Annotated in this window: 13 protein-coding genes; 1 reads left to right on the forward strand and 12 read right to left on the reverse strand. The window is 63.4% G+C overall.

The window, feature by feature from the left end; all coding sequences use genetic code 11:
- Window positions 1–16 precede the first annotated feature (16 nt).
- The gene (locus tag ACR9ZC_RS01870) at window positions 17–1,555 is read right to left on the reverse strand and encodes an SH3 domain-containing protein (RefSeq protein ID WP_481578886.1); all 1,539 of its coding nucleotides are present in this window, start codon (window positions 1,553–1,555) and stop codon (window positions 17–19) included.
- 32 nt (window positions 1,556–1,587) lie between these two features.
- The gene (locus tag ACR9ZC_RS01875; RefSeq protein WP_481578887.1) at window positions 1,588–2,538 is read right to left on the reverse strand and encodes an ATP adenylyltransferase family protein; all 951 of its coding nucleotides are present in this window, start codon (window positions 2,536–2,538) and stop codon (window positions 1,588–1,590) included.
- A 326-nt stretch (window positions 2,539–2,864) separates the two neighbouring features.
- Here ACR9ZC_RS01875 and ACR9ZC_RS01880 point away from each other — a divergent pair, with 326 nt between their 5' ends.
- Window positions 2,865–3,989: a hypothetical protein gene (locus ACR9ZC_RS01880; RefSeq protein WP_481578888.1), complete on the forward strand. Its 1,125-nt coding sequence runs from the start codon at window positions 2,865–2,867 to the stop codon at window positions 3,987–3,989.
- A 19-nt stretch (window positions 3,990–4,008) separates the two neighbouring features.
- Here the strand turns inward: ACR9ZC_RS01880 and ACR9ZC_RS01885 are convergent, their stop codons facing one another.
- From ACR9ZC_RS01885 to ACR9ZC_RS01930, 10 genes are all read right to left on the reverse strand, one after another.
- The gene (locus tag ACR9ZC_RS01885; RefSeq protein WP_481578889.1) at window positions 4,009–4,287 is read right to left on the reverse strand and encodes a hypothetical protein; all 279 of its coding nucleotides are present in this window, start codon (window positions 4,285–4,287) and stop codon (window positions 4,009–4,011) included.
- 100 nt (window positions 4,288–4,387) lie between these two features.
- Window positions 4,388–5,356, reverse strand: coding sequence for a type II secretion system F family protein (locus ACR9ZC_RS01890; RefSeq protein WP_481578890.1), 969 nt, complete (start codon window positions 5,354–5,356; stop codon window positions 4,388–4,390).
- Window positions 5,357–5,405: 49 nt separating this feature from the next.
- On the reverse strand, window positions 5,406–6,383 hold the full coding sequence (locus ACR9ZC_RS01895; RefSeq protein ID WP_481578891.1) for a type II secretion system F family protein: 978 nt from the start codon (window positions 6,381–6,383) through the stop codon (window positions 5,406–5,408).
- A 24-nt stretch (window positions 6,384–6,407) separates the two neighbouring features.
- Window positions 6,408–7,766, reverse strand: coding sequence for a TadA family conjugal transfer-associated ATPase (locus tag ACR9ZC_RS01900; RefSeq protein ID WP_481578892.1), 1,359 nt, complete (start codon window positions 7,764–7,766; stop codon window positions 6,408–6,410).
- Between the two features lie 21 nt (window positions 7,767–7,787).
- Window positions 7,788–8,996 carry a CpaE/TadZ family protein gene (locus ACR9ZC_RS01905; RefSeq protein WP_481578893.1) on the reverse strand — a complete coding sequence of 403 codons (1,209 nt, stop codon included), beginning with the start codon at window positions 8,994–8,996 and terminating at the stop codon, window positions 7,788–7,790.
- Between the two features lie 25 nt (window positions 8,997–9,021).
- A complete protein-coding gene (locus tag ACR9ZC_RS01910; protein ID WP_481579690.1) occupies window positions 9,022–9,507 on the reverse strand; it encodes a TadE/TadG family type IV pilus assembly protein in 486 nt (161 codons plus the stop codon).
- Window positions 9,508–9,509: 2 nt separating this feature from the next.
- Window positions 9,510–10,052 (reverse strand): TadE/TadG family type IV pilus assembly protein, encoded by a 543-nt coding sequence (locus tag ACR9ZC_RS01915; RefSeq protein ID WP_481578894.1) that lies wholly within the window; start codon window positions 10,050–10,052, stop codon window positions 9,510–9,512.
- 12 nt (window positions 10,053–10,064) lie between these two features.
- The gene (locus ACR9ZC_RS01920) at window positions 10,065–11,324 is read right to left on the reverse strand and encodes a pilus assembly protein TadG-related protein (RefSeq protein ID WP_481578895.1); all 1,260 of its coding nucleotides are present in this window, start codon (window positions 11,322–11,324) and stop codon (window positions 10,065–10,067) included.
- 23 nt (window positions 11,325–11,347) lie between these two features.
- On the reverse strand, window positions 11,348–11,653 hold the full coding sequence (locus ACR9ZC_RS01925) for a hypothetical protein (RefSeq protein ID WP_481578896.1): 306 nt from the start codon (window positions 11,651–11,653) through the stop codon (window positions 11,348–11,350).
- A gap of 24 nt (window positions 11,654–11,677) precedes the next feature.
- Window positions 11,678–13,669 carry a type II and III secretion system protein family protein gene (locus ACR9ZC_RS01930; RefSeq protein ID WP_481578897.1) on the reverse strand — a complete coding sequence of 664 codons (1,992 nt, stop codon included), beginning with the start codon at window positions 13,667–13,669 and terminating at the stop codon, window positions 11,678–11,680.
- Between the last annotated feature and the right edge of the window lie 68 nt (window positions 13,670–13,737).

Genomic DNA, 13,737 nt, shown 5'->3' on the forward strand with positions numbered 1-13,737 from the left:
GGCGGGGGCGCGCCCGTCAGCCCGCTGCATTGTCCTCGTCCGGGGCGGGTGTCGCGCCTCTCGGCTCGCCGAGGATGCTGATTTGGAACACCGGGGTGGCGGCAAGCGATTGCAAAAGGGGGTCTTCCGGAATGCTCGATAAAAGCGGAAAAATCACCGAGCCGCCGATCACGGCGCGCCGGCTGTTGTCGGCCGGCCGCAGGCCCCAGATGTCCTGATAGACGAGCGGGACGGTCTGGCCGTCCCGAACCGTATTGCCCAGGTAGAGCATGACGTGGCCGCCGATATAGACGAGCGTGCGCATCGGCGCGCCATGCTCGACGAGGTATGCGATGCGCTCGGCGGGTTTGGCGCCGGATAGATCGGTCATGCGGCCCGCGCCCATCTGGGTCGATGAGTGACGCGGCAACCATACGCCGAACGCAGCAAAGATGCTCTGCAGTTCCGACGAGCAATCGTTATAAAGCCCGATGTTGCCCCAACCGTAGGGGCGCCCGATCAGTGCTTTCATCAGCAGCGCCAAATGTCTCGGCGTCGCGGCGAACGGCATCGGCGCGATCTCGGAAGCGCGCAGCGTGGCGCGATGGATGACGGCATGGCCGTCGATGTCGCGCACGGGGACCCATACCGGATAAGCGCCGGTTCGGGTCGCGTCGGCACCCGGTAAGCTCGGCGTCGCCAACGGCAGCAGGGTGCCGGCGGGAGCGTAAAAGCGGAACGCGCCGGTGTCGTCGCTGACGGGGACCGACGCGGCGACGACCGCACCCCATGCCGCGCGCGCGGTCGCACGCCATCGCGAGACGAAGGCTTCGTCGACGCTCGCGACACCCGGCGCCTGCACCCATCCCTGCACATCGGGTGTCTGCACGTAAGCCCAGGCGCGATCCGCGCTGCGGCCGATCACATAGAGCGGCGTGCCGGGCCGGACGGCCGTCACCTGCAGGTTATCGAACGGATAGCCCTCGCCGGCGAGTTGGTGCGAGTAGTACGACGGGTCGGTCGTCGGGAGTTCGCGCACGAATAGATTGTCGGTGGCGATCGCGCGCGCCGCTTCCGTGTAGCGAGGGGCTCGTGTGAACTGTGCGATATCCATGTTCGTTTCGATGGAATCGATCCACGCGACGGTATGCGGCCGATAGTTCTGTCCATAGCCGATGCGCCGTTCGCTCTTGCCCGTGTTGTCGTAACGAGCGATGTGTCGGCGCTGGAGATCGGCGATATCCGTTCCCCCCTGACCGTAGAGCCGCGCCGCGATGAACGCGCCGTTCCAGGGCGAAGGATCGTTCGCCTGCGTGCCGAAGTAGCGCGCGTAGAACGCGTCGAGATGGGCGCGCTGCTCGCGCGGGCTCAGAAACGGCTGATCGTAGTTGGGGCTGGACGGGTCGATCCAGCGGTCGACATTTTGGTCGTAAGCCGCGAGCGGGAACAGCGCAATGGGATCGCGATAGAGCGCCTCGCGCGAGCTCGGCGATAGGGACGCACATGCCGCGAGCGCGATACACAGCGACGCTATCGCCATGCGAGCCGCGCCGCGGAAAAGACAGGTTTTCGACATCGTCGAGCAGTCCGGAGAATCGACGCGTACGTTCATTCCGACGACACACCGGATCGAGATTCGCGCGCGACGCGGCGCAGCACTTCGAACGGGCCGAGCTGCCGGATCGTATCCATTTGTGCGGCATCGCGTACCACGAGCGACCCGGCAAAGCCCAGCGCATTGATCGAAATGCCTTCGACGCATTCGGTCGTCCGCGGCACGAGCAGCATCCAGCGGGGGGTGAACAGCAGGCTGTAGGGCGCGCGCTGTGGCGGACAAGCCGAAGCGTCGTGGCGCTCGACACCGAGGTCGAGCGCGTCCAGGAGTGCCTCGTAGCGCTCGAATGCCGCCCGTGCGGCACGCTCGGGCGCCGAGGGCGTAAGCCAGGTGAATGCATGCTCGAAGGGCAACTGCGGCAGCGTACTGGCCTGCTCGCCCTGCTGCGCATCGGGAAAAAGCGTTTCGATCGGGACGCCCGTGCCGTCCAGGCCGAGCGGCAACGGCAGGATCTGCATATGCTTGTGCCGCTGACTTGCTCCGGCTGCGTCCCCGCCGTTATAGAAGCCGAGGCCGTCGAATTCGGCGAGGCAGGCACACCACGCTTCGAAATCGGCCAAGCCGAGCAGGTTCTCCTGCTCCTCGAAGGCACGCGTGGGAATCACGAGGTGGTGCTCGACGATATTGAATTTATTGAGCAGCGCGACATGGGTTGCCGACACATCGGCCACAAATAGATCCGGATCATAGGGGAGGAACGGATCGGCCGAAGGCGTCTCACGTTCGCCTCGCTCGTCTTGCTCGCCTTGTCGACGGCGTTCGCTCGCCTTACGCGCGAGGCTCGACACTTGCCGTATCACGAAGCGCACGCCGCGAGCTTCGACGGTCGTCGCGACGGTATCGATCGAATGCAACGCGCCCGACTCGACGGCATGTTTCGATCGGCGCACGATCGAACGCCAAAGCGTGCCAGGCGTAAACGGTATGAACGCGGAGAGCGGCATGGCGGAAAAGGGACAAAAGGCATTGTGCCGGTCTCGCCATTGTGGCGCAAATCGCCCCGAGGCCGCGATTCGAACGATGAAACGCGGATATCGGCGTGAAAGCGTTCGATGGCTCACATCGTTGGGCGCACGCTGACGCCAACATGGCGAAAACGGCAAGGTAATAGTGAGGATAATCGTGAGACCAACCAAAGAGAGCCCGCATTGCCACCGGAGCCGGATCGACGAATCCGGCACGGGGCCGCGCCGCTCGACGCACATGTACCGCCGCTGGCGGGCACGGGGATTGCGTCGGCGGTCGTGATTCAGGGCGGCGGATACCGCAAATGACGAGACGACACATCTCTGATCCTTGGCGCTTGGCGGATTTGCAGCGCACAGCATCCCGGCAGATCATGCCGTGCTCGCTCGTCTATCTCGACGGCGGGGCAGCCGCGAGCCCGAACTGGCGGGGCAAGGATCCCACTTCGTATGTGCGGCAGGCCGTGTGCCTGAACAGGTCGCTGCTGCGCGCTGGCATGCCCCGGCTCAATATCTATACGAACGCCGTCGATACGGTTCACAGAGTTCTTGCCGCGGTGCCCGAGCACGCTCGGCCAGTCGTGCACGAGCTCGAGACGACACATACGGCGCTGCCCAAGACCACGCCGTTTTATGCGGCGCATTTCAAACTCGATTTGATGGCGCAAGTGGCGAAGCGCATGCCGCGCGACGCGCTGTTTTTATTGCTTGATACCGACATGGTGGCGTTGCGCCCGCTTGGGCGCGGGATCGTCGACCGTGCGGCGACGCTCGGTGCGGGGGTCTTCGATATTTCGGATCAGGTGTTTCCAGCGTACGGAAGTCCGCGCGTCATAGCCGATCTGGAAATTGCGGCGGGGCGGTCCCTGGTCAATCCGCGCTGGTACGGCGGCGAGTTTTTACTGTGTACCGCGACGTTCCTCCAGCGCCTCGTCGATCAGGCGAGGCCTTGTTTCCGCCGTTATATCGACGAAATCGGCCACCTGAATCATCACGGCGACGAAGCGTTCATTTCGGCGGCGCTTTGCCTGCTCGTGGAACAGGGGCAATCGGTCGTGGAAGTCGGAGCCTATCAGGCGGTGGGCCGCCATTGGCCGGGCAATACACACCGTAATCTCTATTGGTTCAGCCGGTGCGAATTCCTGCACCTGCCCGGCAGTAAGGCGCTCATCGAACGCGAGGCGCGCTATGCCGAATTCGATCCGGCCCGCTTATGGCGTGCGCTTTCGTATCGGCACCGCCTCGGGCAGATCCGCGCCGCGGCGAAGCTGCTTGTGCAGGCGTTCATGCGGACACCGGTTCCCGATATTGGCGAACAGCCGCGCCAGGTGCGCGACGCGCGCGACGCGGCCGGAATCATCCCCGGCGAAGCCGATGCTTCGAGAACGCGCGACCTGCAAGCAGAGTCCGGTCGGGCAGGTGGCCGTTAGATCGCCGGCCGGCGTGGGGCTAACCGCCGAAAGGATCGCGGACGTCTTTCGCCTCGCTGTCGTCGGATAGGTTGTATTCGGCGCGGACTGCTTTCAGCACCTCGGCGACGAACCGTTCGTAACCCACCGCATTGCCGAAATGCTTCATCGTCCAATTGCAGCCTGAAGCATCGGGCTCTTGTTTCTGCGGCCGGGGCACGCTTATCTTGACGCCGTCCTCTACGAGTTCGTGGATGCGGTGAATCCGACGGGATACCTCATCCTGCAAGCGGGAAGCATTGAGGGTTTTACGGATCACGGCTGGCTCCTTCGATGCGCGCATGGGTCGAATGTTTGTTTACCATGTCGTGCGGCGAAGGGCCAAGTCGTTTTGAGGTGGTCGTATTGGTGGCCAGGCGTCAGCCTCCCGAGCCCGCCATCGTCGGCAGGAGAATCCGATAGACGTGAATGAGCGCGGGCCCGAGCAACACCGTCAGCAATGCCGGGAAGATGCAGAACGCCAGCGGCAGCAGCAGCTTCAGCGCGATTTTCGCGGCCTGTTCCTCGGCCCGTGCGCGTCTGCGTGTCCGCAGCGTGTCGGACAGCACGCGCAGCGAATCGGCGATGCTCGTGCCGAAACGTTCGGCCTGAATCAGCATCGTCGCGAATGAATCGATGTCTTCCACGCCCGTGCGCAGCGAAAGATTACGCAATGCCTTCTCGCGCGTGAAGCCCGAACGCATTTCAAGCAGCATCAGATCGAGTTCGCTCGCCACGACCACGCTGCGCAGCTTGATTTCCTCGCTGACTTTCATGAGGCCGGCATCGAGGCTGAGCCCCGCTTCGATGCAGACGGTCAGAAGATCGAGGGCATCGGGGAAGTCCTCGAATATCGCACGCTTGCGCCATTTGACACGTCGCTTGAGGATGACGTTCGGCAAGTAGTAGCCGAATGCGCCCAGTACGACGAGCACCGACGCGAGCTCCATTGGCGTGCCCGCGAGCGAGGAGCCCGCAAGCCAGGGCAGTGCGGCGAGCGGCAGCAGCAACGCCAGCGCGGTTTTTGCCCCGAAATAGATCAGTGCCGCATTCGACGAGCGCCAGCCTGCGTTCATCAAATGAACGCGCAACGCCGAATTTTCCCAGCCTTCCTTGGGAATCGACAGTTTGGCGATCGGTTCCGACATGTCGGCGATCTTTTGCAGCCAGACCGCGGTCGTTGTCTCATACGGTGCCGATACCGAAGCGCTCGAGATGCCTCCCGCCTGTGCGATACGTTTTTTCATATCGGGTGGCGACATGATCAGCATCGCACCGAGCGCACCCGCAAAGACGAATGCGAACAGGCCGATCAGCAGCATCATATCCACGGAGAAAAAGGATTGCATGATGGAGTGTCCTGGTTGTTAGGGGTTGTGCGAAAACGCACCGCAATCGTCAAACACGGATGCGAATGATGCGTCGCATCGAATAGACGCCGCTTGTCATCAAGCCGATCATGACGCCGATCACTTTGGCACCGGCGGGATCGGTCCATAGGACCTCGAGGAAGCCGCGATTGAGGACGAACATGGCCCCGCCCGTAATGAACGGCAGCAGCCCGAGTACCCACGCGGACATCTTGCCCTCGGCCGCCAGGACGCGGACTTTGTCGTACAGCTTGAACCGCTCGCGAATCAGCATCGCGATGCTGTCGAGCACTTCCGCAAGATTGCCGCCGGTCTCGCGCTGGATCAGTACGGCAATGACGAAGTAGCGCAAGTCGCGGATCGGAACGCGCTTCGCCAAGTTCATCAGTGCGTTGTTGAGCGGGACGCCGTAGTTGATCTCGTCGAACGTGATGCGAAACTCTCCGGACATGGGCTCGGGGAATTCGGTTGCCACCATGCCGATCGCGCTTGGGAACGAATGGCCGGCGCGCAGGGCGCGGCTGATCGTGTCCGCTGCGTCGGGCAGCTGTTTTTCAAGCCGCTCGAGCCGTTTCCGACGCTGCCGGCGGACGTAAAGGTAGGGCAGCGCGCTGGTGGATAGCGCGCCTGGCGCTACGAACATGAGCTGCACCGGCAGAAACATGCCCACGCCGAGCACGACGATCGGTATGGCGACGCTGACCGCGATCAACCGCGTCGCAGACCAGTTCAGCCCGGATTGCTGTATGAACAGATCGAGGGTCTGCACGCGTGGCAACTGCATGAGGACTTTTTCGAACTCGCTCGATTCGCGCAGCATGCGGTCCTTCAAGATCGTCAGGCGTTCCTTTTGCAGTTGCCCGCCGGCCGAAAGCGCACGAATGCGCGATTCGACGCGGCGCGCGGCCGGCCCGTGCTGGCTGTTCCACCAAAAATAGCCGCCTTCGATCGCGAGCACAACGGCCACGAACAGCAAGACGATGAATGCGTAGAAAATGGGGTCCATGTCGGCCTCCTAGCGGGCGCAGGATCAAGTCGTTTCGTAGCGACGTGCCGGATCGTAGAGTTCGTCGGGCAGATCGATGCCGAATGCGTGTAGTCGCTCCGCGAATTTTGGCCGCACGCCGGTTGCCGCGAAGTGACCGCGCACGGCACCGTTCCTGTCGACGCCCGAGCGCTTGAACGCGAATATTTCCTGCATATTGATGATTTCGCCTTCCATGCCGGTCAGCTCCTGAATGCTGACGATTTTGCGTCGGCCGTCGGTCAGGCGTGTGGCCTGAATGACGACGGAAATGGCCGAGGCGATCTGTTGCCGCATCGTCTTTGGCGGCAGCCCCATGCCAGCAAGGCTGATCATGTTTTCGAGCCGCGTCAGCGCGTCGCGCGGCGTATTGGCGTGAATCGTCGCGAGCGAGCCTTCATGACCGGTATTCATCGCGGCGAGCATGTCGAGCGCCTCGGGGCCGCGCACCTCGCCCAGGATGATTCGGTCCGGACGCATGCGCAGGGCGTTGCGCACCAGCGTGCGCTGCGTGATTTCCCCGCGCCCCTCGATGTTCGGCGGCCGCGTTTCGAGCCGCAGCACATGCGGCTGCCTGAGCTGAAGCTCGGCGGCGTCTTCGATCGTGACGATGCGCTCGTCCTCGGGAATGAAGCCCGACAGAATGTTGAGCAGCGTCGTCTTGCCGCTACCGGTGCCGCCCGACACGAGGATATTGATCTTCGCGCGCGCCAGTGCATCGAGCATTTGTGCCATAGGGGGCGTGAGCGTTTGCAGATCGACGAGATCCGAGATCTGCAACGGATTGACGGCGAACCGCCGGATCGAGACGAGCGGCCCGTCGATGGCGGATGGCGGAATGATGGCATTGACGCGGGAGCCGTCGGGCAGCCGCGCATCGACCATCGGGTTCGATTCGTCGATGCGGCGCCCCACGCGCGAGACGATCTTCTCGATGACTTTCATGAGATGAGCGTCGTCATAGAAGATCACGTCGGTCAATTCGAGCCGGCCCTTGCGCTCGACGTAGGTTTGCTTCGACGTATTGACGAGGATGTCGGACACGGTCGGATCGCGCAGCAGCACTTCGAGCGGACCGAAGCCGAACATCTCGTCATATACGTCGATCACGAGTTGCTTGCGCTCCTGATCGTTCGCCGGAACGCGTTGCTCGTCGAGAATCCGGCCGATCAGCGAACCGATTTCGTCGCGGACCTGTTCCACGGGCAGGCGCGAGAGCCGCTCCAGTTCAACCTGATCGAGCACGGCGTGATGCACGTCGCGCTTCAGTGTCTGGTAGGTGGACTGCACCATGCCGCCCGGAGCGCCGGTGCGCTCGCCAAACGACTTCACGAATTGGCCCGATATCTGTTCACGCAGCGACATGATGTTCTCCTCGTTCCTGCCTTACATGGTCTTGAGCTTGGGGGCTGCGCCGCGTCCGAAGAAACGCAGCGTGCGCGTCTCGGTGCGCGCGCGACCGCGTGTCGGCGCCGGCACGCTGGCGACGATGTTCTGGGCGAGCTGTTGCAGACCGCGCGACAGCGCGCTCGTACGCTTGACGTCGGAGATCGGAACGCCCTCATCGAGCGCGCGGTTCACGACGTCGCCGTCTTCCGGCAGCACCTGATAGGGCGACATGTCCAGCACGTCCTCGAGCGCGGTGCGCGCCCGTTCGGAGTCGCGCGTATAGCGGTTGACGACGAGGCGCAGCGTGTCGGATGCGTAGCCCAGCGAGCCGAGGATTTCGCGCAGCCGCCGCCCCGCGCGCACATGCGGCATGCTCGCCTGCAAGACCATATGGATCTCGTCGCTTCGATCGAGCGCGAGCATCGAGAGGGGATTGATCGATTGGCCCACATCGAACACGACGAAGTCGTAATGCGGCATGGCGACGCCGAGAATCCACTCGAGTCTGTCGTGGTCGATCTCGCCGGCCTTCACCGGGTCGCCCGCGCCCGCCAGCACGTGAAACGTCTCGCTGACGTGTAGCAGGCTTGCGTCGAGGAAGCCAAAATCCATTCGCTCCACCTGCGCGCACATCTGCGGCAGAGTGGATGGCGGCGGATCCCCCGTCACGAGAAAAGCCGCATCGCCATAGAGCTGGTTGAGATCGATCAGCAACACCCGATTCGGGCGTTGCAGAGAGATCTCGTGCGCGATGTTGCTCGCGATCAGCGTGGTGCCGGTGCCGCCCTTGCAGGAAACGAACGAGACGATCCGCGTGTTCCGCGCGCCGCTCAATGATCGCTTGCTCTCGGCGCGCAGCAACGCTTCGCTAAGCGCTTGTTGATCGAGCGGCCAGCTCAGTACGTCGCGAAACCCGGCGCGCATGGCGGCGATCAGCGTCTGAGGCGACGCGTCCGGCGTGAGCAAGATGCACGTGAGCCGCTCGTGGCGACGGTTCAGATCGGCGATGACGGCAAGCTCGGCGTCGTCGAGCGCGAGCGCATCGACGATCAGGACATCGAACGAATCGAGACCGTCGCCGCGCTGAGCGAGCTGAGAAGGGCTTCCGAGGGTGCGCGTCGTCCGATAGTTGCCGCATTCACCGATCGATCGCACGATCTGGGCAAGGCGCGAGCTGTCTTTGGAGATGCTGAGTATATCGATCATGATGGTATGGCCAGCGGTTCGAGTGTTATTGACAAACGGTGCCGCCCGTCGATGTCGCGAGGCTTTCGCGCGGCAACGTGGTTGTGAGCGGCGGCATGGCGAGCGTGAGCGGAACGAACGGGATCATCGTCTGCACGCTGACGTTCGTGACGCTGACTGTCACGAAAGTGCAAGTGTTGCGCGCCGTATCGGCATCCGAATCGCAGCCGGACGGCGAATAGCTGACGTCGACGTTCGATGCGGCGAGTAGCGGCATCAGACTCGTGATGCGTGTCTTGATGACCGTCGCATCGGCATCGCAGACGACGGCAGTCCGCGCGCCGAGGCGGACGGCTTCGCTTGCGGTATTCCAGTAGTAGAGGATGCGCCCAAACTCGCAGATCCCGACTAGCAGCGTGCAGAAGACCGCGGCGACGATGGCGAATTCGACGATGGCGGCCCCATGCTGCCCGCGCCGGGATGCGCCCGAGCGCGATGCGCGCTGAGAGAGAGCGAAGCGTCTAGCGTGCACGTTCATGACACCTGTCTCATGATGGTGAAGATGTTGCCGAAATTGAACGCCGCGAGCGCGAGAAACGGCTCGATGGGGCTATACGGAAATCCCTTGATCTTCACTTCGACGAGATTGATGCTGCCCGATTGCGTGCCGCCCGCGGCACCGTTGTTCGTGTCATAGGTGGGCACGTTCGAGAACGTAGTGGGGTCCGTCGAATCGGTACATCCGGCCGAACTTCCAGCGTCGCAAATGATCACCATCGACGTCGTCAGGCCGCTGACGAGCGGCGTGCCCCTCGTGGGGCAGGTCGTGCTGCCGTAGACGACAAGACACTGCGCCGAGGCGGTGGGGTAGGCGGGATCGGATGGCAGATAGGTCGACAGATAGCGCGCGGCATCGCGCGTACCCTTCGTCAAAGCTTCGTACTGCCAGATCGCATGACCGAACTCGGCCACGCCCATCACCAGCACGATGAGCGGGATCAGAACGATGGCGAACTCGACCATCGCCGCGCCGCGCGCCTGCCGGCGGGTCTTAGGATATTGCCTGGGTGCTTTCATGGTCGCCTCCGCTCATTGAACGAGTACAGGAACGAGAGGGCCAACGGAGTTGCTGTTGCCCGGGACGCCGTGCGTGGCGCACGGCACGCTGGCGTCCGTGGATTTGCCTTCGTACTCCAGATGTACCGGAAGCGGATTCGTGGGCGTGCTTTGCTGCATCGGATCGAGCATCAGCACACAGTCCCATCGAATGACGGGCAACTGGTGGACCGTCGGGCTGGAGTTGCCGTTGTCGAGCAGGGAGCAGTCCACTTCCGGCGCCAGAGCGAGCCGCCGATCCGAGCCGGCCGCATAGTTGGTCCCCGCCGACGATCCTCTTACCGTCAGGTCGGAGGGGCTTTGGTAACCGGCGAAGCGCGAGCGCTGGCTGACGAAATCGCCATACGCATTCGAGCCTGGCGACCAGCTCAGGGCAGTGTACGCATACCCCGTGAAATCGGGTGTCGCGCTCGATTGGTCGTAGGGGTTCGCGTAAATCCCAAACCGCGTGTTATACGCTGCCGTATCGGCTGATTTGTTGCCTGCGGTACCGACGTTGAAACCTGTGGCCGGGATGCTGCAGAAATTGCCGCTCAGTTCTTGTTTGATCGCGTTCGCGCTGTTGGATCCGTCCAGCGCCGCCCAGCCGAACGAACCGGGACCGAATTGAGGCGTCGGGCCATCCTTGGAGCCGATCCATGTTCCGGGCGTATAGCTAGTGCTGTAGCCGGGTCCGCTGCCGGGCGAGCAGATAAACACCGGCAAGCCGCATGTCGTCTGAGCCGGGCTGATCGTGGCAACCGCGAAGGCGCTGACCGCGGCGTTGGCGACTGACACGCCGGGGATCATATCCAGCACCTGGATGAACCAGTTCGGAATATTCGTCAGCGAAGTTGTGCATTTCACGTACTTCATCGTGGCCGGCGCCGACACCGCGCTTTTCGTCAAGAACGGGTTGCTGAGCGAATCGCTGAATAGAACGTCGCTGTCCGTGGCGAGCTGCACCGGTGCGCTCTGGAAGAACGCGTAGTTGTAGTGACCGGCCGCGATGCCGGCGGCCTCGGGCACTGACAAGTCGATAGTGGCGCCCGTCAGGTCACGGGCGGCGGCGAGCGCGCACGAATCCGCGCTGTTTTGGAGTTCGCTCTTGACGACGTAGAGCTTGCCGAGATCGAGGGCAAGACCGACGAAGCCGATCAGCGCGACGATCGCCAAGGCGACCATGATCGCCACGGCGCCGCGCTCTTTTCGCCTGGACAGGACGCGCTTACCTCGTTGGCCGTTGTGATACATGATCGCCTCCCATACCCGCTATTTCACTGACCGCTGCTGGAACCCGAGCCGATGCCGATGACGAACGGGTTCGCCGTCGGCGCCGGTGTATCGAACGACTTGTCGTAGCGTTGCATTGCGGAGACGGCCGCGCTTCCATTGACGCCCTGCGTCGATGGGTGATGCTCGGCCGCCTGCGGATCGAGAATCTGCGCTTGCGTGGTCGCACGGACCGCCTCGCCGAAATGCGCGTCCCAGATCGGCGTGCTCGTCATGCACCCGCCGAGTGCCCCTACGATGGGTGCCAACGCGAGCGTGCGGCGCAAGAAATGGATGTGATCGAGTTTCATGAGGTTTCCCCTGTGCTGTCGCATTCAGTGCCGTGTCGCGGCTTTCGGCGTTCCCGACATCGCGAGCGCCTGCTTGTCGTGGGCGGCTATCCGGGCGGCTGTCGCTTCGATGCGGGCCGCGCGGACCGCTTGCTCGTCCCATGCCGTCGTCGTTGGCGTTTGCCGGGGCGGATCGCTCGCAATCGGGGCTGCCGTGATCGCTGCGGTCGAAACCGGTTTTGTCGAGACGGGCTCTGGCGCCGGTGCCGGGGCGTTATGCGCGGTATCGTGCGGCTGCGACTTGGTCTCGACAGGCGAGGCTGGCGCGCGCGGAGCCGGTACAGCAGCGGGCTCGGTCGTGTGCGGTGCCGGCGGGGCGGGTGGCACGCTCGGCTCGGCAGGCGCATTCGCGGCCGACGGCGTGTTCATTTGCGATGGCTTCGACGGCGTCGCGCCACGACCCTCCATGTTGCCGGTGGCATATACGTCGATTTCCTTCGGCTGCGTAAAGCTGTCCGTCGGCAGCGGATAACGCCCGACCGGCAGCGGCTTCACGAGGTGCGGCGTGATGATGAACACGAGCTCCGTGCGGTCCTGCTGAAACGAGGTGCTGCGCATGAGCGCGCCGATGACGGGCAGCTCGCCGAGCCCAGGGAACGCCTTGAGCGCTCCGGTGATGTTGTTGCTGATGAGCCCGCCGATCGCAAACGATTCGCCATCGTTCATCTGCACCGTCGTTGCCGCCCGTCGGGTCGTGATGAGCGGCAGGATCGCGGTGGTATTGACGCCCGTCGCGCTGATCGAAACGCCTGTGGGTGAGAGCTGCGAGACCTCGGGAGCCACCTTCAGGTTGATGCGTCCGTTGCCGAGAACGGTCGGCGTGAACTTGAGCCCTACGCCGAACTCCTCTTCCTGAAGTGTGATGGTATTCGCACCCGTGGAGCTGCTTTGCGCCACGGGGATGTAGACCTTGCCGCCCGCGAGGAACGAGGCTTCCTGGCCGCTGATCGTGACCATGTTAGGCTCGGCGAGGATCTTGGTGAGTTCGTCGGTCTTTTGCGCGTCGATGGCGGCTTTCAGTGGCAGGCGGTTTGCCTTGCTACCCGCGATGATGCTTTGCGCACCGGTGAGCAGGCTCGTCACCAGCGCACCGGTCCACGAACCGAAGCCGCCTTGCAGATTGAGCGAAGAACCGAGCTGGTCCAGCAGCGTTTTGGACACTTCGGCAACCTTGACTTCGAGCATGACCTGCTGCGGCGAGTCGACCGTCATCATGTTGATGATGTTGGTCGAGCCACCTGAGCTCGAGAACTGAGCGTTCGCTCCATTCATGCCATTGCCCGCGCCGTTCGAGGTCGACTGGGATTGCTGGGTCGGCTGCGCGTTGGCATACGCCCGCGCGATTTCCATCACCTGTTGTGCGGCGGCGGCGCTGGAGGCGTTGCCGGTCAGTACGAGGTTGCCTGCCGCGGTCGAGACGCGAACGTCATGTTCGGCCGGCAGCAATTGCGAGAGCGACTGCTGAAGTCCTGCCGAATCGACTCCGACCATCACGTCGATCATCTGGCATGCGCCGCTCGCGCCTTGCACTATCATGTTCGTCGTGCCGACGGACATGCCGACCAGGTACAGCGTGCGCGGCGAGACGAGCGTAGCCATCACGACCGTAGGGTTGCCAAGCGAGCGGTTGCGGGCCGGCTCGGCAAGTTGAACGAGCGTGGACTTGCCGACGGGCACCGCGACGTTCGTCACGTTTCCGATGTCACCCTTGCAGTTCGGCCCTCGCAACGGCTGCGCGATCGCGGCGGCAGCGGCTGCGGTGCCTGCAGCTCCAGCGGCCGGAACCGGCGTCATGCTGATCGTCATCTGCAGCGGCGCGCCGGGCGCGGGCCGCGCCACGGTGGCACCCTTACTCGGCTGCGCCATGCTGGGCTGCGCGGCCGCAAGGCCCGCGCCCAGGAATGCCGCCACGATTGCGCTGCTCATCTTGCAGCGCAGCGGCGCGTGGCACGCCGAGTGCTTCAGTTTCGTGTTCATTTGGTGGTACTCCCCCGGTTGTGATGCCTGTACCGCTTGAATTGCGTTTGTCGTGTCGCTTTCGGTCC

The organism is Trinickia sp. HAY1-2D (genome assembly GCF_056754935.1).